This is a genomic window from Pedobacter steynii, assembly GCF_900103665.1.
GTDB lineage: Bacteria > Bacteroidota > Bacteroidia > Sphingobacteriales > Sphingobacteriaceae > Pedobacter > Pedobacter steynii.
In genome coordinates, this window is record NZ_FNGY01000003.1 from 787,851 (window position 1) to 810,907 (window position 23,057).

General features: G+C 42.2%; 16 protein-coding genes. 6 read left to right on the forward strand and 10 right to left on the reverse strand.

The window, feature by feature from the left end:
• The first annotated feature begins 140 nt into the window (after positions 1-140).
• The 3 genes from BLQ87_RS11505 to BLQ87_RS11515 all read left to right on the forward strand — a co-directional run bounded on the left by BLQ87_RS11505 (position 141) and on the right by BLQ87_RS11515 (position 2,694).
• A complete protein-coding gene (locus tag BLQ87_RS11505) occupies positions 141-1,592 on the forward strand; it encodes a TlpA family protein disulfide reductase (protein WP_074606585.1) in 1,452 nt (483 codons plus the stop codon).
• A gap of 92 nt (positions 1,593-1,684) precedes the next feature.
• The gene (locus BLQ87_RS11510; protein ID WP_074606586.1) at positions 1,685-2,251 is read left to right on the forward strand and encodes a Crp/Fnr family transcriptional regulator; all 567 of its coding nucleotides are present in this window, start codon (positions 1,685-1,687) and stop codon (positions 2,249-2,251) included.
• 113 nt (positions 2,252-2,364) lie between these two features.
• Complete coding sequence (locus tag BLQ87_RS11515) at positions 2,365-2,694, forward strand: DMT family transporter (protein WP_074606589.1); 330 nt, start codon at positions 2,365-2,367, stop codon at positions 2,692-2,694.
• 191 nt (positions 2,695-2,885) lie between these two features.
• On the opposite strand, the gene holA is transcribed toward BLQ87_RS11515, so the two are convergent.
• Positions 2,886-3,911 (reverse strand): DNA polymerase III subunit delta, encoded by a 1,026-nt coding sequence (gene holA / locus BLQ87_RS11520; protein ID WP_074606591.1) that lies wholly within the window; start codon positions 3,909-3,911, stop codon positions 2,886-2,888.
• 56 nt (positions 3,912-3,967) lie between these two features.
• On the opposite strand from holA, the gene BLQ87_RS11525 reads away from it, so the two are divergent.
• Both BLQ87_RS11525 and BLQ87_RS11530 read left to right on the forward strand, forming a co-directional pair.
• Positions 3,968-4,429 carry a type I restriction enzyme HsdR N-terminal domain-containing protein gene (locus tag BLQ87_RS11525; protein WP_074606593.1) on the forward strand — a complete coding sequence of 154 codons (462 nt, stop codon included), beginning with the start codon at positions 3,968-3,970 and terminating at the stop codon, positions 4,427-4,429.
• 74 nt (positions 4,430-4,503) lie between these two features.
• The gene (locus BLQ87_RS11530; protein WP_074606595.1) at positions 4,504-4,728 is read left to right on the forward strand and encodes a DUF6965 family protein; all 225 of its coding nucleotides are present in this window, start codon (positions 4,504-4,506) and stop codon (positions 4,726-4,728) included.
• A gap of 199 nt (positions 4,729-4,927) precedes the next feature.
• On the opposite strand, the gene BLQ87_RS11535 is transcribed toward BLQ87_RS11530, so the two are convergent.
• Positions 4,928-7,597, reverse strand: coding sequence for a valine--tRNA ligase (locus BLQ87_RS11535; RefSeq protein WP_074606598.1), 2,670 nt, complete (start codon positions 7,595-7,597; stop codon positions 4,928-4,930).
• 489 nt (positions 7,598-8,086) lie between these two features.
• Between BLQ87_RS11535 and BLQ87_RS11540 the strand changes: the two genes are divergently transcribed.
• On the forward strand, positions 8,087-8,533 hold the full coding sequence (locus tag BLQ87_RS11540; RefSeq protein WP_074606600.1) for a putative immunity protein: 447 nt from the start codon (positions 8,087-8,089) through the stop codon (positions 8,531-8,533).
• A gap of 202 nt (positions 8,534-8,735) precedes the next feature.
• Here the strand turns inward: BLQ87_RS11540 and BLQ87_RS11545 are convergent, their stop codons facing one another.
• From BLQ87_RS11545 to BLQ87_RS11580, 8 genes are all read right to left on the reverse strand, one after another.
• Complete coding sequence (locus tag BLQ87_RS11545) at positions 8,736-10,889, reverse strand: S9 family peptidase (protein WP_074606602.1); 2,154 nt, start codon at positions 10,887-10,889, stop codon at positions 8,736-8,738.
• A 362-nt stretch (positions 10,890-11,251) separates the two neighbouring features.
• Entirely contained in the window at positions 11,252-13,657 is a 2,406-nt protein-coding gene (locus BLQ87_RS11550) for an outer membrane protein assembly factor BamB family protein (protein ID WP_074606605.1), read from the reverse strand.
• Positions 13,658-13,750: 93 nt separating this feature from the next.
• Positions 13,751-15,550, reverse strand: coding sequence for a RagB/SusD family nutrient uptake outer membrane protein (locus BLQ87_RS11555; protein WP_074606607.1), 1,800 nt, complete (start codon positions 15,548-15,550; stop codon positions 13,751-13,753).
• Between the two features lie 16 nt (positions 15,551-15,566).
• A complete protein-coding gene (locus tag BLQ87_RS11560) occupies positions 15,567-18,989 on the reverse strand; it encodes a TonB-dependent receptor (protein WP_218129450.1) in 3,423 nt (1,140 codons plus the stop codon).
• A 175-nt stretch (positions 18,990-19,164) separates the two neighbouring features.
• On the reverse strand, positions 19,165-20,076 hold the full coding sequence (locus BLQ87_RS11565) for a FecR family protein (protein ID WP_074606609.1): 912 nt from the start codon (positions 20,074-20,076) through the stop codon (positions 19,165-19,167).
• Positions 20,077-20,294: 218 nt separating this feature from the next.
• The gene (locus BLQ87_RS11570) at positions 20,295-21,806 is read right to left on the reverse strand and encodes a glycoside hydrolase (protein WP_074606985.1); all 1,512 of its coding nucleotides are present in this window, start codon (positions 21,804-21,806) and stop codon (positions 20,295-20,297) included.
• 178 nt (positions 21,807-21,984) lie between these two features.
• On the reverse strand, positions 21,985-22,527 hold the full coding sequence (locus tag BLQ87_RS11575) for an RNA polymerase sigma factor (protein ID WP_074606612.1): 543 nt from the start codon (positions 22,525-22,527) through the stop codon (positions 21,985-21,987).
• Between the two features lie 150 nt (positions 22,528-22,677).
• Positions 22,678-23,034, reverse strand: coding sequence for a winged helix-turn-helix transcriptional regulator (locus BLQ87_RS11580; protein WP_074606614.1), 357 nt, complete (start codon positions 23,032-23,034; stop codon positions 22,678-22,680).
• Positions 23,035-23,057 lie beyond the last annotated feature (23 nt).

Consider the following 23,057-nt stretch of genomic DNA (forward strand, 5'->3'; position numbering starts at 1 on the left):
AAAAATCCACTGTTATCAGTTTCCCTCAGACGAGAGATCTAAATAACTATGGCATCGCGATTTTGATTACTGCTACCATTTCCTTACCAAGAAAAGTTACTTTAAGAAGGTAATACAAGTATTACCTTATCTTCACTATCATGATAAAGAAAATCTTATATATATCTATCGTATTATTGAGTTTTACATTAAGGGGATTGGGTGGTCAAAATCATTCAGCGCCTTATAATAATGATTTTGCTTTAATTAGTCTTAAATCCAGTCATACTCGGCCAGATAAAGTGTATTTCTTGAAGAAACAATATATAGATGGCAAGGAACAAATTATAACTTCAGTAAGTTTAAATAATGGATTAGAGATTATTTCTCTTAGGGTTAATTGCACTGCGCCATCAATAATTTATGCGACATATAGGGATGTCACTGTTCCGATTTACATTGATAAAGGAGCTAAGATTGGTCTTTATCTGGATTTTAAGAAAATAAAACCGTCTTTCGATTTTAGTGGGTCCCACTCTTCAATTAATAAATATCTGACTGCAAAAAAAGGGAAATTGGATTCCCTTTCGTCTGGAAGTCTTAAAGATATTTATTCATTACCCACTGATAGATTTGAACTGCTTAATGAAACTGTGAGTAAGGAAATCTCTACACTTAGGAACAAGTACCTACAGCATGAGATTAACCATGATTTTGAAATGTATGACATTGCTGATATGTCCTCGTTATTAATCATTAGAAAAGTTCTATACCCAGAATATCACCATCATTTTACTAAAGAAAAAACGCCCATTTTATATGATTTTGCTGAGTTACCAAAAGACATTCCTTTTAATAACAAATATGGATTGCTATCCAGGAACTTCAGGGATCTTTTATCCATGTATATGGATAATCAGATTAGAGCAATAAAAAAGGTAAATGAATTGAGCATCAAAGAGGAACAGTTGCTTTTTTTCGACCAAAAATTAGATATGTCTGTTTCCATATTCAAAAACAAGGAAATAGCCGAGTTTTTCTCAACTCAGATTCTTATAAATGCACTTGATCTAGGCTTTGTCTCATTTTTTGAAGAAAGGCTAAAAAAGGCTCGTATTATTTTTCAAAAAGCTAAATATTTAGATATAGCTACCCGTAAATTTCAAGCCCTAGGAAAAATTGGAAGAGGAAGCACTGCTCCAAATTTTCAAATGGAAGAGAGATTGACAAGAAAAAAAATCTCATTAGCGTCTTTTAAAGGGAGTAGTGTATTTATAAATCTTTGGTCTCAGGGCTGCCATAGTTCTATTGAAGAATTGGAAAACATTAATCGGATAGCCAAGCAATTTGAAATCAATCATAGGATTGTTTTTCTAAATATTTTGATAGACAATAACCTGAATGGGCTTAACAATTACATAAAATCTAATCCACTATTGGGGACAAATGTTGTTTTATCCGGAGATGCAAAAGACTTCCTTAATAATTATTTTATAAACAGTCTACCTAGATATATTTTAATTGATAAGCTTGGGAAAATAATTGATCCTTTCGCAGAACGACCATCGTCTCCTTTGTTAATTGATAAATTAAAAGAATCAATAGAAAATTAATAGAAACAAGCGGGCCTGAGCCCTGAAAAATTTAAAGCTTCAGCAGCGTTAAAGTAAGATCTTTATATTTGCTGAAACATCGACCCCTGCGAATGGAAACCCTCAAAAAGATCATTACCGATATTGCTGCTATTTCTGAAGCCTCAGCCCAAAAGCTGTGCGACCTTTTTGAGGAGATTCATTACCCGAAATCCCATCTTCTTTTTCGTCAACATGAAATGGACCCTACCCTTTATCTCATCAAATCGGGAATTGCCCGGGCCTACTATCGCACCGACGACAATGATGTGACCTTTTGGTTTGGGACAGAAGGCAGTGCTGTAGTTTCTTACAATAGTTATATCAACCAGACCCCCGGATATGAAAGTATCGAACTGCTGGAAGATACCGTACTCTATCGTCTGGAACACCAGCACCTTGGCGCTTTATATGAGACCGATATAGAAATCGCCAACTGGGGACGGAAACTGATGGAAAAAGAAATCATCCTGGTAGAAGAACGGCTCATTTCCAGGCTATTGCTCAATGCCACACAACGCTACAAAAACCTGATGGACCATCAGCCGGAACTGCTACAAAGGGTTCAGCTCAGCTATATCGCTTCTTACCTCGGAATTACTCCGGTTTCCTTAAGCAGGATTCGCGCCGAAATCCGGTAATTTCTTATCATTTGTTTAGTTTGCTTTCCATCGCAATTGTGGAACTTTGTCGGAGAATTTAACAGCAATTAACGCTGTAATGCACACCAATAAACACAAAGAACACCAATATTATGAGCTGGATATTATTAATTTTAGGAGGCCTTTTTGAAGTTGCTTTTGCTTCCTGCCTTGGAAAAATGAAAGAAACAACAGGAAACACCGCCATCATGTGGGGAACAGGCTTCGTGGTTTGTTTGTTCATCAGTATGGGGCTATTAATTAAAGCCACGCAAACCTTGCCAATCGGAACTGCCTATGCAGTATGGACAGGTATCGGCGCAGTAGGAACAGTACTGGTTGGGATTTTTGTATTCCAGGAACCGGCTACATTCTGGCGTATCGTTTTCATTACGACACTGATCTGTTCTATCATCGGATTGAAAGCCGTTTCTTCTCACTAAAAATTCAATACCAGGCGAAACAGACAGGTTTAACAAAGATAGGATTTTGTATAGCATTAGTCCCTGAGCAGGGGGCTATTAGGGGTTGACGAGGGGTTGGTTACGTAAATGGCCTTACCAACCGTTACCAACCCCTCGTCAACCCGTCTCCAGCCCCTCAGCAACACCGAAGCGTATACAATTTTTGTCCTTTAATGGAGCATTTTAAAGAGCAACTCCTTTAACAGCTCTCCATCTGTGATATTTCCGGTACTGTCCACCCCTTTACTTTTCAGGTCGTATTCCCTCAAAAGGCTGATGATGTCGAAAGTTTTAGGCAGGCTATAACTACGTGCTGCAGTTTCAAAATCCTTTACAAAATATGGATTTACGCCCAGCTCCTTCGCCGCATCCCCCTTATTCTGCAGATAATGATATTTTAGAATTTTGGAAAAATAAGCGTTCAGGTTGGCCATCACCATCACCATCGGATTGGCTTTGGGATTGTCGGCAAAATAGTTGATGATCTGGTTGCACTTCAAAACGTTCTTTACCGCCAGTGCTTTCTGCAATTCAAAAACGTTATATTCTTTACTGATGCCTATATTTCTCTGGATCAGATCGGTATCAATGGTCACTTCCTTGCCGATATTCAGCATTAACTTCTCTACCTCATTGGCGATCTTGGAAAGGTCGGCACCCAGGTATTCGGCCATTAAGGCGGAGGCTTGCGGGGCAATCTTATACCCTTTCTCTTTTACAAAATCGTCGATCCATGCGGCAAGCTTATAATCGCGGACCAGCTCTGACTGAAATATCAATCCGTTTTTATCGATCGACTTATAAATCTTCTTCCGCTTATCAAAGTTGGCATATTTATACCCCAGTACAAGAATGGTACTTGGCATGGGCTTTTCAAAATAACTCTGAACAAACTCCGCCTCCTTACTGCTTCCTTCAGCTTCTTTGGCCCATTTCAGATCCTGTGCTTCTTTCACAACGATCAGCTGGTAATCTGACATCATCGGATAGCGTTTAGCAGCATTCATGACAGCAGCCATATCTGTATCCTTACCATATAGCACTGTTTGATTGAACCCTTTTTCCATATCAGTCAAAATATGCTCTTCCATATAATGAATAATCTGGTCTATATAATAGGGCTCTTCACCATGTAACAGGTAAACAGGTTTAAACTTTCTGGCTTTAATGTCTTTGATTATGTTGGCAGCACTCATATATTTATCCAAATGTAACGGCTAAAAACTAAATATTAAAGGTTATTTTTGCACAAATGGCATTTACCCCTACCGCATTGAACCTTCCTGAGTATCCTTTTAAAATTACACTAAAGGACAACAGGCATTTTATCTTCGATGAAATCCGTAAAAAGCACCTTGTCCTGACCCCTGAAGAATGGGTAAGGCAACATTTCATTCAGTATCTTATTCTTGAAAAAAAATTCCCTAAAACACTGATCCAGATTGAGGGGGGACTGAACCTGAACCAACTGCAAAAAAGAAGCGACATCGTTATTTTTAACACCTCCGGAGAAAGACTGATGGTGATTGAATGCAAAGCGCCATCGGTAAACATTACGCAGGCAGTGTTCGACCAGGCATCCCGCTACAATTCGGTATATAAAGCCAAATGGCTGGTGGTTACCAACGGACTGAAACATTGTTATGCCCAGATTGACCATATTGCCGAGCGGTTTCAGTTTAGTCCTGAGTTACCGGAATACCTGCAACTCTAAGTACCCTTCAGAGAAAAGCCTTCCTTTTTAATAAATTTACCGGAGGAGCTTCATTTTAGTATTATCTTTGCCCTATGACAGTTCCTGAATTAGAAGATTATTTTTCCGGCATAAACTTACCTCAAACCCTGGAGCTTTATCCGGGAACAAAACTCAATGATGTGGCACAATGTGTAGATACCCACCTCACTGTATTGAAAATCTATGGCAACATCAGACCCTATGAATGTTTCTACGACAGGCTCCTTAAAATCAAGGAAATGGTAGAAAAGGAACAGGAAAACTCCGAAGAAGAATAAAAAGAAACAAAAAGAAAACTCAAAGATTAAAGAAAAAGAGCAGCTATAAAAAAAGACAACCTTTAGGGTTGTCTTTTTCATTGGAATATAATTTGATTTTTATCGGTTATGAAGCTATTATAAGCATATTCATTGCTTTTTGTAAGCGGTATGCTTATGATGGTTTCATTTGATCTTATGATAAAAGAATCCCGGGCGATTAACCCAGAGATTCGATCTGTCCTACAATGATGCCAATCTTAGCTTCCGCATCTGCTTTTTTATTGCGTTCGTTCTGAATGATCTCCGGCTTCGCATTCTGAACAAAACGTTCGTTGCTTAGCTTCGCATCAACAGACTTCAGGAAGCCTTGCAGGTACACTAATTCTGCGTTTAAGCGTTCCGTTTCTGCGGCTATATCGATCGTCTCGTTTAGCTGGATAAAGAATTCGTCGTTCCCTACCATAAAACTAGCTGCTCCGGCAATCTTATCATTTACAAACTCCACCTCACTGATATTCGCAAGTTTGAAAATGATGTTCATCCATTTCTCATAATCCAGTCCGGAGTTTACTTTGATGTTCAAAGGCAAAGCTTCTTTAGGGGAGATCTGTTTGGTATTACGCACGTTCCTGATCTCTGCAACAAGTCCTTTCACCACTTCTACTTCTTTCAGCAATGCCGCATCAGCCGTTCCTACAACCGGATAAGGAGCAACAATACAGCAATCCAGCTCTCCTTTTTCACCAAACAATTCATCATGCCATAATTCTTCGGTAAGGAAAGGCATATATGGGTGTAATAAAGTTAAAATCTTCTCAAAGAAACCGATCGTTACCCTCAAGGTTTCCGCATCAATAGGATGCTGATAAGCAGGTTTCACCATTTCCAGATACCAGGCACAGAAATCATCCCATACCAGTTTGTAAGAAGCCATCAATGCTTCAGATAAACGGTATTGCTTAAAGTTATCCTCAATCTCAGCCAATGCTTCATTGAATCGGTTCTCAAACCATAGGATGGCCTGCGCATTAGGATTAGTCAGACTTTCATCTACTTCCCATCCTTTAACCAGACGGAAAGCATTCCAGATCTTATTGGCAAAATTCCTTCCCTGCTCGCAATAGCTCTCATCAAACATGAGGTCATTTCCTGCCGGAGAGCATAACAACATTCCTACCCTTACCCCATCTGCACCATATTTTTCAATCAGGCCAATCGGATCAGGCGAATTGCCGAGAGACTTAGACATCTTACGTCCCTGTTTATCTCTTACAATACCTGTCAGGTATACATTGTTAAAAGGTTTCTTTCCACGGAACTCATGCCCGGCCATGATCATCCTCGCGACCCAGAAGAATAAAATCTCCGGAGCAGTAACCAGGTCATTGGTCGGATAGTAATAGTTGATCTCCGCATTGTCCGGATTTCTGATGCCATCAAAAACCGAGATCGGCCATAACCAGGAAGAGAACCAGGTATCCATTACATCAGGATCCTGTTTCACAAACGGTGCCAGCTGATGTTTAAATCCTGCAGCTTCGCTCGCAGTAAATACACCGTCAATATCTTTAAGCTTTAAAAATTCGTCTAACGCTTCTTCTTGGGTTTTCGCAACTACCCAATTCCCTTTGTCGTCATACCATGCAGGAATCTGATGTCCCCACCATAACTGCCTGCTGATATTCCAATCCCTAACATTCTCCATCCAATGACGGTAAGTGTTTCCAAACTTCTCCGGAATCAACTTCACATCGCCATTCAAAACATCTTCCAATGCCGGTTTAGCCATCTCATCCATCTTACAGAACCATTGTAAAGACAATTTCGGCTCAATCGCCGCATCCGTACGTTCTGAATAACCAATCTGAGATTTATAATCTTCTACCTTGTCCAAATGTCCGGCCTCATCCAATAATACAGCGATCTTCTTTCTCGCAATAAAACGGTCCTCGCCTACAAGGATTACAGCCAGCTCATTTAATGTGCCATCGTCATTTAAGATGTCAATCACCGGAAGTTTATGTTTAACCCCTAGCTCATAATCATTTAAATCATGTGCAGGCGTAACTTTCAAACATCCCGTTCCAAAGTCCATCGTCACATACTCGTCCTCAATCACAGGAATCTCCCTGTTGATCAGCGGAACAAATACTTTTTTCCCCTTCAGGTGAGTATAACGCTCATCATTCGGGTTGATGCAAATTGCAGCATCCGCCATGATCGTCTCCGGGCGCGTTGTAGCAATCGTCAGGAATTCCTGTTCATTCGTACCTGCAACCGTATATTTGATATAGTATAATTTCTGATTTACCTCTTTACGGATTACCTCCTCATCAGAAACTGCAGTCTTACCCGCAGGATCCCAGTTCACCATCCGTATACCACGGTAAATTTTCCCCTTCTTATATAAGTCAATGAAACAGTCAATTACAGCTTCAGACAGATCGTCTTCCATCGTAAAACGGGTCCGCTCCCAATCACAGGAAGCACCCAGCTTTTTCAATTGATCAAGAATAATACCTCCGTATTTTTCCTTCCACTCCCATGCATATTTCAGGAACTCTTCCCTGCTCAGGTCTTTCTTCTCAATCCCTCTCTCCTTCAACATGGCCACAACCTTTGCCTCCGTAGCGATAGAAGCATGGTCAGTACCAGGTACCCAACATGCATTCTTTCCCTGCATCCTCGCCCTGCGGACCAAGACATCCTGAATCGTATTGTTCAACATGTGCCCCATATGTAAAACACCCGTCACATTGGGCGGTGGAATTACAATGGTATATGGCTCGCGCTCGTCTGGCTCAGAATGGAAAAAGTTCTTTGACATCCAGTAGCTATACCATTTATCTTCAGTTGCTGCCGGATCGTATTTTGTAGAAATGCTCATTTTAAAAGAAAAAGTATAAAAGAAAAGTATCAGTTGAGTCGCAAAAATAGTAAAAAAAATAGGGATACTATTCGCTGGCTCAAATCTTTTGCTGAAGGGCAAAACATTTGGAAGGCCAGCTCGTAGTACCCAATTTTTTGCTGAGCGGCCGGGCAGGGAGGATAGGCAGAGTGACAAGGTAAAGGACCAGGCGGGGAGGACAGGCAGGGAGGACAAGTAGAGGGACAAGGTAAAGGACCAGGCGAGGAGGACAGGTAGAGGGACAAGGTAAAGGACCAGGCGAGGAGGACAGGCAGAGGGCCAGGGAGTTCGGATACTGGGAGGTTAAGTAAAAGAGCCTATAACAGAATCAATACTGACCCCTTACGATGGTAAGAGATTTGTTGTATAGGAGCCATTAGCTTTAAAGGGGATTGAAAAAACACTAATTTAGCCTTAGGGGACTCAATATCAGATAACCTGTGGGAGAAATGCTTTAAGGAGAAAAAAATGAGAGATAAACGATTTGTCGCCATTCACCGTGGGGGTCCGCTTAGCAGAGAAGCGCATGGCCAGTTGATAAAATGGGCTCATGATTGTGTTTCCCATGTATTGCCTCATTTTTCGGGAGATATTGATGACCGCCTGAATCGGGCTTTGACTATTGCAAAGGCCTGGGAGAACGGGCAAGCTTCGGTTGGAGATGCCAGAGCTGCTTCTTTACAAGCTATAGCTGTTGCCAATGAATCTTCCACTAGGATTTCAATTGCTATTGCACGGGCAGTTGGACATGCCGTTGCCACGGCTCATATGGCCGACCATTCGTTAAGAGCCGCAGACTATGCATTGAAAGCAATTAAGGCTGCCGGAAAATCAATTGAGAAAGAAAGAAAATGGCAGGATGAACACTTGCCATTGGAGGTTATGGAATTGGTTTTATCTGCCAGGTCCGGATAAAACGGCCAGTTGTTACGCAATAATCGGATCGGTATCATGCTATGGAATCCTGCTCTTGGAACTTAATTTTACATAAAAAAAGCCTATGTGCTTTGAGGACCTGTAAAATCTTTCCTTCAAAAGATTTTGAGACCGAAAAGTACATAGGCTTTTTTTACGCGCAGAATTTCAGTATATCATCTAAAGAATCAATACCGGGAAGTTACTTCAAATGAAGCATAAAATAATCCGTTACCTTCTGATAAAGATGTGCACGGTCTTTACCTGTCACGTTATGCTCATGCCCCGGATAAATCATATAATCTACCTGAACATTTTTATCAACCGCATGTTTTACAAAATCAACAGTGTTCTGTTGCAATACCACAGGATCTTGTATCCCATGAATCAATAACAAATTCCCTTTCAGGTTCCCTGCTTTATCAGATAGGTTAGTAGCAGCAAAGCCTTCAGGATTCTCCTGAGGAGTATCCATATAACGTTCGGTATACATCACTTCATAGAATTTCCAGTTGATCACGGCACCACCTGCAACCGCAGCTTTAAAGACACCAGGATGGTTTACCATAAAATCAACGGTGTTAAAACCACCAAAGCTCCAGCCAAATAAGCCCATATTGCTGCTGTCTACATAAGGTAAACCTTTCAGATGATCAACCGCTTTCATCATGTCTTCCATTTGAACGTCACCTACTTTTCTAAACATAGACTGCTCGAAAGCTTTACCCCTGTTGTCGCTGCCACGGGTATCAATGGTAAGCACTACATATCCTTGCTGCGCCATATACCTGAACCAGTAATCACCAGCTCCGGCATTCCAGCTATTGGTGATCAGTTGCGCATGAGAACCGCCATACCAGTAAACAATAACAGGGTATTTTTTGGTATTGTCAAAATTAACCGGCTTATACAGACTGCAATAAATATCATCATCGGTATTGCTTTTGATGGTAAAGATCGAAGACTTTTCTGTCGCATAAGCAGCAAGTGGATTGGCTGCAGTCAACAAAACTTTAGTTTTCGCAGAAGCAGTTTCTACAAGCTGGATCACCCTTGGCTGATCCGGGCTGCTATAACTGTCGATCACTGTATTTCCTGAACTGCTCACCTGTGCATTATGAACGGCAAATCCCTGGGTAATCCTTTTTGATTTTCCGGATTTTAGGTTCAATACATATAGATTTCTTGTGATCGGCGATTCTTCGGTAGATACATAGTACAGCTGATCACCTTTAGGGTTAAACCCTTTTACTTCGATCACTTCCCAGCTCCCTTTGGTCAGTTGTTTTAAGACTTTCCCTTTAAGGTCATACAGGTATAAATGATTCCATCCATCGCGGTTACTCTGCCAGATAAATTTAGAAGGATCGGTTTTAAGGAACAACATCGGCACCAATGGCTCCACATATTTTTCATCTTTTTCCTCGAAAATAGTTTTGATAAAATCACCTGTTGCCGCATCATATTGATTGAGTTTCATGTGGTTTTGTCCGCGGTTTAAAACCGCAACATATACATATTTATCATCAGGACTCCAGGCAATATTAGTCAGGTATTGCTCTGCCGGCTGACCTGTTTTCAGGTAAACTACCGCTTTTGTTTCTGCATTATAAACGCCAATTGTTACCTCATGACTTTTGTCGCCCGCCATTGGATATTTGATATTTACATTCTTTGCAGGGCGGGATGTCCAGTCGATAATTGGATAGTCGGAAACCATTTGCTGATCCATTCTGTAGAAGGCCAGCTGTTTGCCATTGTTACTCCAGAATATTCCTTTGGAGATTCCAAATTCATCTCTGTGAACAGAAGAAGCATAGACGATATCTTTAGTTCCATCAGTAGTCACCTGTTTTGCTTCTTTTCCATCGGATACAAACAGGTTGAAATTGTCCAGGTAAGCCACATAACCGGCTTCACTTTCTTCTGCATTTGTTTTCTCCGCCAGGTTTGCACTGACCACCGTTTTATAGGTGTTCTTTGCCGGGTTAAAAGCTACTTTGGCACCATTCAGGAACAGGATCCAGTCGGCACCCTGATTGAATTGAATAAAAGGCATTGCCTTTAAGGTATCTTTTTGTGCCGCTTTTAATTTCTGGTTCAACTGGCTGAGGGAAAGGAAAGGTTGCTCTTCTTTAGATTTGAAATTACCAGTCATCCATACCGGGCCATTGGCCAGACGTTTTGCATATACGTAATCTTCAGTTCCATAGATGAACTGGATCTGCGACAGGTTTTCAGGGGCAAGGGTAGTGCGGACATTACTCATTGCATCCTGCATCGTCAGTGTTTTATTCTGGGCGATTCCATAAAAAGCAATCGATACCAACTGACATACTAAGATAAGTTTCTTCATTCTTTTATAATTGATGCGCCAAATGTAATGATTAACTCGGAGGAGTGTTAGACTGCAACAATATTGCAACATTAATATTTATCACATCATTTCCGATTATAGCATCATTTGTAGCATCATCGATACGTATAGCCTCATTTGTAGCATCATTTATAGCCTCATCCGTACTTATAGCATCATTTATAGCATCATTGCGCAAATACTTTCAAATAAATTATCAGGAAGGAACTCCGTTGATGCCAATTTAAACTCAAGTCGGAGTCCCTCCTTCTGTTCCAGTATTTTTCTGATTCGATGCATACCCATATGTCTATATCTATCCATTACAGACTATTCAGTGGTAGCGAAATCGTAATAATCAGTTAATTAATTTTCAAGGCGTATACATTTCCGGCAAAATCCACCACAAAGAGTTCATTGCCCAGCAATACAGGGTCTGCAAAGACAGGAGCACCGAGGTTTAGTTTTTGCAAGACCGCACCTGAATCTTCATTGACCACGTAAAGATGACCATCAGAAGCACCGAACAACAATTCATGTCCATGTTTTACAACTGTACTTTCTACCGTTCCTGATTCCGGTCCGGTATAAGGAGCAGAATACACCAGGGCATTCCCCGTAGGTCTGTTCCATACTTCCTTTAATGTTTTCAGGTCGTACGCCACCACTCCGTTTTTAGCCGTAGGCATCACGATATATTTATCCGTAATCAATGGCGTAGCCATCACTTTGAACTCGTAACCGGCCTCGATCTTATCCAGGTTTTTCCCTGTTAAAGGATCGATAATAAATAAGGTATTTAATCCGGTGATGTAAAGTTTACCATCCTTGTAGATCCCCGTACTGCTCCTGAAACGGAGTCCTTCGTCGCTCCTTTTCCACAACAACTTTCCGGTTTTACGATCATGGGCAAATAAGCTCTGCCAGTTGCTTCCGGTAATGATCACTTCTCCTGCGATGGTCATCTTTTCCGGAGTTCCTTCTCCCCCAGTCCATTCTTTATTCGTCCACAAGGTCTTTCCAGTGGCCACTTCCAGCGCCTGAAAATAAGCTCCGGAGCCCGTATAATAGATTCCTTTTTCTGCAATGCCGCCAGACACATAACCCGGAAGGTACTTCATTCCCAGGTCTTTTTTCCAGATTAAGGTTCCATTACTTGCTTTCAGCGCATAAGTAAAGCCTTCCATATCCGTACACAAGATCAGTCCTGAATCGTAAGAAATTGCATGTTTCACAGAATTCCGCGTTTTAAAATGCCAGGCAATTTTTCCCGTTTTTGCATCCAATGCCGTTACGCCACACAGCAGGTTATTGGCATCATCTATTGTTGCTGTAAACAATTTCCCTTCTGCAAGTAAAGGATTGGCTTTCCACACACTTCCTTTAACATTATTCGTCCATTTCAGGGATAAGTGCGTCGCCTTGTTTTCTGCTGATTTTACCGGATGATTACTCAACGGCAATATGAATTCCTGTTTCTGAATGTATTGTTGTCCGTCATTAAAGCTCAGCTCCGTCTGAATGGTCAGGGTTTTCCCTTTCGATAACTTTGCTGACGGAACCTGTCCGGACCAGCTCCAATCCGTATTTGCAGCTAAGGCAGTTGCTGCGAGCTGATTTCCTTTTTCATCATAGATGATACTTTTTGCTGATTTCAGCATCGTCTCGCTATCGTATATATTGGCATTGATCTGCAATGCGCCGTCTTTAATCAACACCATATCCTTGCCGGAAGGGCTGTTTACCACCAGGTGTTTATGCAGATAGGTATAATGCGGTTTAATCTCTTTTACGCCATCCTTATCAATCTCGATCGACAGAAATTGTCCGGCAGAATTGTCTATTCCGCCCATGCTTGGCGAAGCAGAAGAGATATACTGTATTCCTGTTTTATCGCTCTTTCTGACAAAGTTATTATGCCAGTGGCCATACACCCACGCTTTCAGGTTGTTCTCATTCAGATTGATCGAGTCGTTCTTTCCTTTGAGCACAAACTGATCATTATACGTCAGCAGGTCATGGTTAAAAATGATGACCGGTTTATTTTTATCCGTTGCAGCAAGGTCATTCTTCATCCAGCTGATCACTTCATCCACGGTATACGAAGGCTGAACATCTCCCGAGCGCATTGGCGTAACGATAAAATGTGCAGGTCCGGCATCGAATGAATAATATACAGGGCCGAACAGCTGCTCAAATAATTCTTCCCCATAGGCACCTTTTACCAGATCGTGGTTTCCGATGCAATAAAACACCTGCTTACCCAAAGTCTCTGCCGTCACCTGATTCGCATGAAAATTAAGTCCTTTCTCGTAACAGATATCTCCTGTATGTACAATGAAACTGATGTCCTGCTTTTTCGAGAAGTTCTTTAAGTTGCCAATCCAGTCGTTGTATTTGTCGGTCTCCGTATCCGTGATTTGCAGCATTTTTACCGAAGACCCTGCACTTGAAGGGTCTGGCAACAACCCGAAGTTATACGCCTTTACCTTATCGTCGGTCTTGAGGTAATGTTTATCGGCAAGTTTATATCCTGAAGGAAGGGTAACGAATATAAACCTTGTTTTGGCATGTCCGGGCAGGTTAAAATTTCCATCCTGATCCGTACGGACTACATGCTGTCCATCGGAAACCGCCACTCCTGCCATCCCTTTTTCCGGACCATCGGCTGTTTTATTTCCGTTCCTGTCTACAAAGACTTTCCCTTTGTATTGCGCCCCTGCAACCGAAGTCAGCAGTGCCATTGTTACCATTAAAATTAACCTCATTATTTCTATTTGTGTGTGTGTTTAAAAATATAAAAAAAGCAGCAGGCCTTTCAACCTGCTGCTCGATTATGCGTGTGAGTACCTCATGATTTATTACCAGCCAAATACTTGTTTCAGCTGTGGGTTTACCACCGTTTCACTGATAGGAATCGGTCTGTAATAATATTTAGGCTCTATAAAAATCCTCGGCTGATCTCTGTCGCGGGTAAAGGCGATGAAACCCGAAGTTCCTTTGCTCAGGTAGAAATTCTGATCTTTTCCATCCTTATCCTTCAGGTAATACTTGGATAATTTTTCTCTGACAGCTACCGGCAAACCTGCAATTGCAGATTCATCATTCGGAGAAGGAAGGATGGCAATGTCAGGCTGCCCGTCGCCGGTCACATCCATTGCCCCCAATGCAGGAACATACATCCCCTGCTGACTATCCTGAAACAGTTTGCCTGATTTCCAGCGCATCAAATCATCAAAACGACGACCTTCGCAAGCCAGTTCTACCCTTCTCTCTCTACGGATTTCCAGCAATAATGCCCGGTTAGCCGCATTGGCATTCGGATAAGCAGCAGATAAAACAGGATCTAATCCAACGCCAACATTCAGGAAAGGCATTTTTACACGGGCACGCAACACGTTGACCGTTTGATCCAGGTCGGCCTGACTGATGGTTCCGGATTCAGCCTTCGCTTCTGCATTGATCAACAATACCTCTGCATACCTGAAAATCGGCAAGTCCGTATAATTCAGTTCCCATCCTTGTCTCAGGTCCGCAGAACGGGGATAAAACTTGATCTGATTGTAACCTCCTAAGGTAGGTTTGATGCGATAAGGCTCATCAATCGTGCTTGCCCCTCTGAATGCAGGATTAATAATCGTTTCCATCATTCTTGGGTCACGGTCTGCAAAAACTTCAGTATATACTTTGGTATCATATCCGGGACTGGAAGTAAAAGGGGTACCATCAGTTTTCAGATAGGTATCTGCAAGATTTCTGCTCAGCGACCAGGTATAATCAAGAACAGTATGGCTATTGTTTCCAAGGCCCAGTTCCTTACTGTAATCCGCCAGCATAATCACTTCCTTATTTGCGGAAAGGTTAGCACTGGAGAATAAATCCCTGTAATCCAGTCCTCCTTTTCCGGTATTGGTGATGCTAAAACCACCATCTTTCATGATTTTTGCCGAAGCCGCAATTGCCGCATCCAGAAAGCGCTGATAATCGCCGGTCAGCTGAATTTCATCATGGTATTTTCTGAAAGTACCTTCATGCAACGCAAAGCGCGACAATAAAGCCAATGCTGCCCATTTGGTAACGCGGGTATTTGTTCCATCTGGTTTGATATTTTCCGCCGCATAGTTCAGGTCGCTCAACACCGAATCGGCAACCAGCGCTCTTGGATCCTGGGTTTTCATTAAAGCCGGATCATCGGCTGTTAACGTTTTATTGAACCAGGGAACATTATGGTATTTCTTTATTTTTTCAAAATAGAAATTGGCACGATAAAAGCGTGCAATACCCACAAAATGTTTGATCAGTGCAGGATCTCCCTTTACTTGCGGAATGTGGTCCAGCATAAAATTGATCGTCCTCAGTGCTTCCCAATCCTTTTTACCCCAACCGCCAACATTAGCCGAGGATAAGCCACCTCTTACCAACAGGTCTACTTCCCCATCGGCATTGTAGTTCGCAATATTATCGGAGCTAATGTCCGAATAACTTGGAGAAAGGTATTTATAAAAGCCATTGCTATAGGTTTCCAAATCGGCCGGCGACTGAAAAAATGAGCCTTCAGTAATTTCTGTTTGCGGGTCTCTCTGCAGGAAGTCTTTCTTGCAGGCAGTCATCCCTATAGTAATCAATCCTAAAGCAAGGATATATGTTGTTCTTAGTTTCATGATGCTTCTTCTTGCGTTAAAAATTAAGGTTTAAACCAAAAGAGAATGTTTTTTGGAAAGGATAGACTTTCCCATCCAGACCTTCAGGGTCTAATCTCGCTTTGATGTGCGACACATCAAATACGTTTTCGGCACTGAAGTACACTCTCAATTTATCCATCTTCATCTTGCTTGTTAAAGATTTAGGAAGCGTATAGCCTATTGTAAGGTTCTTTAAACGTAGGTAAGAAGCATCCTGAAGGTATCTCGTCTGTGGATTTCCAAGCTCACTTTCATCCTCAGCAATGTATGCTTTCACTCTTGGGAAATAAGCATTTGGATTTTCTGGCGTCCAGTGATCCAGGTTATGTTCCTGAACATTTGTCCATGGCTGCGCATATACGCCCCAGAAGTAATGGTTACTCGCATTTGGATACCAATCTCTTTTTCCTACACCCTGGAAGAACAAGCGGAGGTCAAAACCTTTCCATCCTGCGCCCAGGTCAATCCCATAGCGATAACGTGCTTCATCATTTCCGATGATCTTCTGATCGCCATGATCATTCACTGTATTTTTACCTTTGTCGACTTTACCATCATTGTTGAGGTCTTTAAATTTTAAATCCCCCACATCAAATTTATATCCGGTATCATCCGCACCTACTGCACTTTGATCGGCATGACTTGCCAGTTCTTCTTTGGATTGGAAGAAACCTTCTGTTTCTAATCCCCAGATCTCTCCGATTTGCTGTCCAACATAGTAATCAGACAACAGGCCATTCGGGTTGTCGAACTTGGTAATAAAAGTCTTGCTATCTCCCATATTGAAGCCGATGTTATAATAGAACTGACTATTGTTCAACAGGAATCCATCTTTCCACCCGATCCTGAACTCCCATCCTTTGGTTTTCAAATCTGCGGCATTCACCTTAGGCTCTAACACGCCAAATGGTCCAGGAAGTGTTCTGCCTTTGGTCAGCATTCCTTCTGTATAACGCGTATAAGCATCAAAATTAAGGTCTAAACGGTTTTTGAAGAGGCTGACATCTCCACCCACGTTAACCGTAGATACCCTTTCCCAGGTCAGGCTTTGTGCTACCGCTGCCGGAGGTCTCACTTCTGTTGGTCTTTTACCATCCAGAATCTGATTGATCTGTCCTGACCCCATAGCAGGGATATAATAATATGCACCTACATCCTGGTTACCCAATGCTCCGTAAGAAGCACGGAATTTCAGCAGGTCGATCCCTAGCTTTTCCGCCACCGGCTTAAAGAAGTTTTCTCTGCTCAGCACCCATCCAACAGAAGCCGAAGGAAAGAAACCCCAGCGGTCGTCTGTAGGAAAACGGGAAGTTCCGTCGTAACGGCCATTCAGCTCCAGAATATATTTATCATCGAAAATATAATTAAAGCGGTAAAACCAGCCCCTTACAGCCCAATCCTCGATGTATTCCTTACTCGTTAATTCACCTGTAGCCAGGTTAACCGAAGGCAGGGTACTGCTGATTAAACCTTTACGGTTGACCCAGGCAGCATTACGGTTTCTGTACTCCTGATTGAAACCGGCAAGTACCTGCACATAATGTTTGCTGCCGAATGTTTTATGAAAATCAGTATAAATGTTATAAATATTGTGTCTGATATGTCTATCGTCATTTTGCGCCCAGCCTGGATTTGAACCAGTATAGCCGGTTGCTGCATTCGGACCAGCTTTATAGGCCACAGGAATTTCATAAGATTTCCCGGCAGTATCAATCCTTCTGATCGTCGCGTCTGCTTTCAGGTCCCATACATCTTTCACCAGGCTCGCTTTCGCGGTGAAGGTCGTTTGGAAGTTATTGCTTCTTGTTACCGAACGGCCGCCGCTTTGCAATCTGCCAAGTAATGCTGCCCCTGTAGAAGTCCAGCTTCCATCGGGGTTTTTCGGCACATCCAAAGAACTCTGTCTGTTCACATTGTGAAAAAATCCTTCTCCACCATACGAAGAAGCGTCATAAGTGCTCGACATGAAAGAGGTATTGTTTCCAATTGTCAGCCATTTTGAAAGGCTGTAATCCGCTTTGGCACGAAGGTTATAGCGATCGTAAGTATCATTACCATAACGGAACATCCCCTCATTCCGGAAATATTCTGAGGACATATAATAGCTCAGCTTATCGTCTTTTTTGGAGATGTTCATGTTCGCACTGTAGGTCGGCGCACTTGGTTTATACACTTCATCCATCCAGTTCGTACTTCCATAATACATCCAGGCATTAGGATCTGAGGGAGAAATGATTACAGAAGGTAAGGAAGGATTTTGAGAACGTTCCCTGGCGTACGCCCTTATATTATCAGGGTAAAGATTGTACAAAGGATAAGCCGCGTCATGTTTATATTCCATCACCTGTAAAGGATCTGTCACCACAGCCGGCACTTTACCCAGATTTCTTATGGCATAATAAGTATTTACACCAACTTTCAGGTCGGCACTTTTAGCGGTTTTTGTGGTGATCAGGACCACCCCAAAGGCGCCTCTTGCACCATATATCGCTGCTGATGCCGCATCCTTTAACACCGTTACATTTTCTATATCCGCCGGATTCAAAGCCATCAGTTCGTCTGTGGTAAAAGGAACGTTATCGACTAAGATATAAGGTCCTCCCCCGTTTACGGAAGTAAAACCACGGACATTGAAGGAAGGTGCTTTATTCACCTGTCCGCTGGAAACACCGATATTCAGGTTGGGAATCAATCCCTGTAAACCTGCACCGACACTTGGAAAAGGTCTGTTTTCGATGTCTTTGCTCGTCACCCCATCTACCGCACCACTCAGGTTTGTTTTCTTTTGTACCCCATAACCGACAACCACCACTTCATTCAGAAATTTATCATCGTCTTTCAGGACTACATTGATCAGCTTTCTTGTTCCGATCACGATTTTCTGTTCCGTTAGCCCCACATAAGAGAACACCAGGACATCGGCAGGCGAACCCGCTTCAATCTGATAGTTTCCATTCACATCTGTTGATACATTCTTTTGAGTCCCCATAATGCGGACAGAAACGCCTGGAATCGGCGCTCCCTGATCGTCGGTAACGACCCCTTTGATTAAAATTGCTTCATTAATCCAGGATAAAACCGGAAGCGCATCCTGGTCCCGTTTCCGGAAGATCACTACATTTTTATCTGCTTCTCTATAAGAAAAAGGTGTCCCTTTTAACAGCTGGATCAACACTTCATTTAACGGCATATGGCTCACATCAAGCACTATCCCTTTGACTTTTCTCAACTCATTATTGTTATAAGAAAAGTCCATTTTGCTCGTCTTGCTGATTTTTTCTATTGCCCTTTCCAGGGATTCGCCTTTAAGATTGATACTAACTTTAACATCTTTAAGGTTCTGGCTGAAGACCGTTTCTGCTAATAAGGTCCCCGCAGAGGTCAGTAACGTAGCAAACACTATTAATCCTACCTTCATTATCTTAAGAATTAGTGTAGTAATGTTTTTTTTCATATTTTTATTCGTTTTAAAAATTGTTTGAAACAAAGCACAGCCATCCGGAAAATTTTTCGAAGAGTTGCCCGCATGCTGTACATTCAGATCAGTATCTGCTCCAACAGGTACTGATCATTTTTTTTATACCAATGATCAATTAATTACATCCGCTACCTACTATAAGCACCTCCTTTTCTTTTATTTGATAAGTTATTCCTTGTATGTCTTTTAGGGTTTCCATTGCATCTGTCAGACTTTTTCCCGTATCAAACTTGATCGTAGTGCTGCAGTTTTTAAACTTGTCCAGGTCGTAATTTATTTTCACCTGGAAGGCATTCTCCAGCGCCAGAATGACCTCCTCGAAATTGGCCGCATTCAGGATCACTTTACCGCTATTCCATTCCGTCTTTTCCTGCGCTTTCACTTTCAGGACACTTGGCTTCCGGTGGTCTTTATGGTAAACGACCTCCTGATCCTTCACGAGTACACTCAGTTGTTTCCGCTCATCGCTTACAGCGACCTTTCCCGTCACCACAGATACACTCATGGTGGATAAGCTTTTATAAGATTTCACGACGAAAGAGGTGCCCAAAACATTCGTCATAATGCCCGAAGCATCTACTACGAAAGGCACATGCTCATCATGGACTACTTTAAAGAAACCTTCTCCATCCAACAGGTAGACCATCCGTTTCTTTCCAAACTTTTTAGGGTATTTTAAGGTACTTGCTGCATTTAGCCAAACCGTAGATCCATCCGGCAAGACCACTTCCCGGGTTTGTCCTTTTGGAACAACTACAGTAATGTAATTGCTTTGGGCTCCTGAATGATTATAGTACAACATTAAGGCCGCAGAAAGCAGGATCAGTCCGATAGCAGCAGCCATGCCTATAAAGTTTCTCTTTACGCCAGGTCTGCTTTGTTGTTTGCTATGAATTTCTTTTGTAGCCTGTATCCGTCCCAGAATTTCCTGACGGATGGCTTCCCGGTCACTTTCCCCTTCAAAAAACACATCAGGGTTATTGATTCCGAATTCTTTATAAAGGTCTTTTTTATCTTTTTCGTTCATATACTAAGTACATAACGAATGAGGACCAGAGAGGTACTATGCGGAATTGATATTTTTTATTTATTCTTCAGTTTTTTTAGATAATCTGAAATAATGAAACGGAAAGAAGGCGTCATACGCGGGTGCCAGCTACAAAAAATCTCCCGGAGATTTGCTGCTGCGGGAGATTTTCATTGGAATATAATTGTTTTTTATCGGTTATGAAGCGATCATAAACGTTAGTTTTTTGTACCCGTGAAAGTGGTTACACTTTGAGCTGGAATGTTCAATGTAAAACTGCCATCAACAGCCACATTTACCGGACTGCCCTGCTGCCAGTGTGCAGCGCTGCTTCCGGTAGTCTGGTAACCGACCAAAGTCCCTGCAGAAAAACCCTGCAAATGCAAAGTAGTCGTCAATTGCTGAGTTCCGGGATTGATCACGACAAGACTGAACTTGCCCGTTGCCGGATCTTTATAGGCAGAGACTTTCAGCTCTGAATTGTTTTGAACACTTGCCCCAAAGCGGAAATATCCGGCACGTACATAACGGGAAAACTGTCCCATCACATCATAGGTCTTTGGAAAATCAAGGGAACCATCACCGTTGGTGCAGATCAGCGATTCGTTGTTTCTGATCGCCAGCATCCCTAACCAGTACACAAAAGCATTGACATTACATTCCGCCATGAATTTATGCATACTCGTTGCAAGCTTCAATCCGCCGGTAATACTATTGTCGTAAGTCCCACCATCATCAGAAGTTTCGGTCATCCATACCGGCTTATTTCCTGTGGCATAATTCCAGGTTACCGGATTCTGATTCAAGCCTCTTTTTCCGGTGATCAGTTCACCGATTTCCACATAACCATGTCCTGCAAGAATATCCACATTACTTTTATCCATCCCGCCGAGGAAAGTATTTGCGGTACCCCAGGCTGCATTTTCAGAAGATAAGATTTTGGTAGAGTTCAGGCCCTGCTGGTTTAATGCCGGTCTTAGATTATTGGTGATAAATTCTCCAAGGTGAGCAGAATTCCAGTAAGAAGCATCCCAATCGGAAAAGACGTTCTCCGGTTCATTGGAAGGCGATATCGCATAGAAGTTAATCCCTTCATTTTGATAGGCCTTGGCAAAACCTGCAAGGTAACGGGCAAAGGCGCTGGAACTGGTATTGAAGTTCAGGCCGTTAAACCATTTCCCGCTTTCACTGTTTGGATTGGTTTTCATAGACAATGGCGGCGTCCAGGTACTGGCAAAAGTAATTGGCACCTGGTACCTTTCTTTTATTTTCTTTAAGATCCACAATTGCCCCAGATGTTCCTTCTGGACATCTGTAAGCGATTTATAAGCATTGCTGTTTACATCCACATCGATGTCTACCCCCGCCGGCTTGATGGTCACTATACCCGTTTGCTGGTTAAAGCCATAAGTATGGAGCACTTTTCCACGCACCATGTTCAGGTGTAAGCCATTCTCACCCCAGAGATAGGACATAATGCTATCCCGCTTCTGGGATTCAAAGAAAGGGACGATCCTTCCGCCGAAGGCACCAAAGCCATCGATCCGCTGGTAAGTTTGGTCCCAGTTCAGGGTAATGCCGGCATTTCCTGCAGCAGCAGCCGACATTTCTTTTGTTTTCAGACGGCTTGCATCCGACAGCAGGTCTTCCGTAGATTTCTGCTTGCAACTTTCTGCAATGGTAAGGGTGGCCATCGCTAAAAAGGCAATCTTCAGGCTTTTGTAGCTCATAAGGATTTTAATTAAAACATTGATTTTCAATACCTAAATATATTCGTAACCCTCGCCATCTTTTAAATGGTTTTTATGCATAAACTGATAGTTTTTTGCGGGCATACGAAATACATAACGGACATCAGCCGGAAGAGTACTATGGCAAAAAGGGTGTTTTATGAAACTTAACAGTAACTTAATGGAAGGGATATTTTGACTTCAGCCGTTTTAAAGCATTGGTGATTTGGTTTTTCACCGTTTGCGAGGAAATAGACAGTCGCCCTGCAATTTCATTGATAGACAACTCCTCTTCCCTGCTCATTAAAAATACCTTACGCATACCGACCGGCATGTTTTGTATTTCCAGCTGCAGGTGTTGTGCCGTATCCTTAGAGGCGAATTGTTCAAATAAGGAATGATCGCTTTCGCCGCTCACTTTCAACAGCTCATCATCGTGTTTGATCCGCAGGCTTTGACGACGGTTGAGATCAGTGAGCTTATTTTTTAAGATGATGTAAATATATCCGATAAAGGTCGTTGTGATTTTAAGCGTATGGCGTTTCATCCAGATGACCATAAACAGGTCGTGAACAACGTCTTTTGCCTCTTCCCGGTTATTCAGTTTCTTACAGGCAATGGCATATACCACATCCCAATAACGCGCATAAATTTCATTAAATGCTTCATCATTGTCTTGTTTCAGTAAGGCCAGCAATGCCGGGTCTGTAAGCGATTTCAATAAAGGTTGGTCTTAGGTGGTTTATTTGGTGATACAATATATAAATTAATTGCAAAAATAAAGGAATAGAAAAACACCTTCGGTATGAGCACCGTTAAGTTTTCATTAAGTTCTTGTCTTTCTTCACCCCCTTAATATGCCAGGATCGCCCTATTCCTCTCCCTGTGGAACGACTTTCATTACGTGCTCCCGGTTCTCATTCCCCCATTCGTCTAAAGCCTGGATGACTGGTAATGTACCTTCTCCTACAGCGGTAAGGTAATATTCCACTTTTAAAGGAAGCCCGGGATAGATCTTTTTACAGATGATCCCATACGCTTCCAGCTCCCGAAGCTGCATATTGATCACCCTTGGTGCCGCAGTATCGATATAAGCATGCAATTCACTCGGTCTTCTGATGCCCCTGTTAATGCAATCAATGATACAGGGCTTCCATTTACCGCTCAATACTTTCATCGCTATATTAATTCCACATTCGAGGTCTTCCGGTATTTTTCTCTCGTACATAAGCATCGGTTTTATCCCACAAT

Excerpts from the sequence above, each read along its gene's own strand:
- BLQ87_RS11505 (WP_074606585.1), top strand. The coding sequence starts at position 141 with ATGATAAAGAAAATCTTATATATATCTATCGTATTATTGAGTTTTACA.
- BLQ87_RS11510 (WP_074606586.1), top strand. The coding sequence starts at position 1,685 with ATGGAAACCCTCAAAAAGATCATTACCGATATTGCTGCTATTTCTGAA.
- BLQ87_RS11515 (WP_074606589.1), top strand. The coding sequence starts at position 2,365 with ATGAGCTGGATATTATTAATTTTAGGAGGCCTTTTTGAAGTTGCTTTT.
- holA (WP_074606591.1), bottom strand. The coding sequence starts at position 3,911 with ATGAGTGCTGCCAACATAATCAAAGACATTAAAGCCAGAAAGTTTAAA.
- BLQ87_RS11525 (WP_074606593.1), top strand. The coding sequence starts at position 3,968 with ATGGCATTTACCCCTACCGCATTGAACCTTCCTGAGTATCCTTTTAAA.
- BLQ87_RS11530 (WP_074606595.1), top strand. The coding sequence starts at position 4,504 with ATGACAGTTCCTGAATTAGAAGATTATTTTTCCGGCATAAACTTACCT.
- BLQ87_RS11535 (WP_074606598.1), bottom strand. The coding sequence starts at position 7,597 with ATGAGCATTTCTACAAAATACGATCCGGCAGCAACTGAAGATAAATGG.
- BLQ87_RS11540 (WP_074606600.1), top strand. The coding sequence starts at position 8,087 with ATGAGAGATAAACGATTTGTCGCCATTCACCGTGGGGGTCCGCTTAGC.
- BLQ87_RS11545 (WP_074606602.1), bottom strand. The coding sequence starts at position 10,889 with ATGAAGAAACTTATCTTAGTATGTCAGTTGGTATCGATTGCTTTTTAT.
- BLQ87_RS11550 (WP_074606605.1), bottom strand. The coding sequence starts at position 13,657 with ATGAGGTTAATTTTAATGGTAACAATGGCACTGCTGACTTCGGTTGCA.
- BLQ87_RS11555 (WP_074606607.1), bottom strand. The coding sequence starts at position 15,550 with ATGAAACTAAGAACAACATATATCCTTGCTTTAGGATTGATTACTATA.
- BLQ87_RS11560 (WP_218129450.1), bottom strand. The coding sequence starts at position 18,989 with ATGAAGGTAGGATTAATAGTGTTTGCTACGTTACTGACCTCTGCGGGG.
- BLQ87_RS11565 (WP_074606609.1), bottom strand. The coding sequence starts at position 20,076 with ATGAACGAAAAAGATAAAAAAGACCTTTATAAAGAATTCGGAATCAAT.
- BLQ87_RS11570 (WP_074606985.1), bottom strand. The coding sequence starts at position 21,806 with ATGAGCTACAAAAGCCTGAAGATTGCCTTTTTAGCGATGGCCACCCTT.
- BLQ87_RS11580 (WP_074606614.1), bottom strand. The coding sequence starts at position 23,034 with ATGTACGAGAGAAAAATACCGGAAGACCTCGAATGTGGAATTAATATA.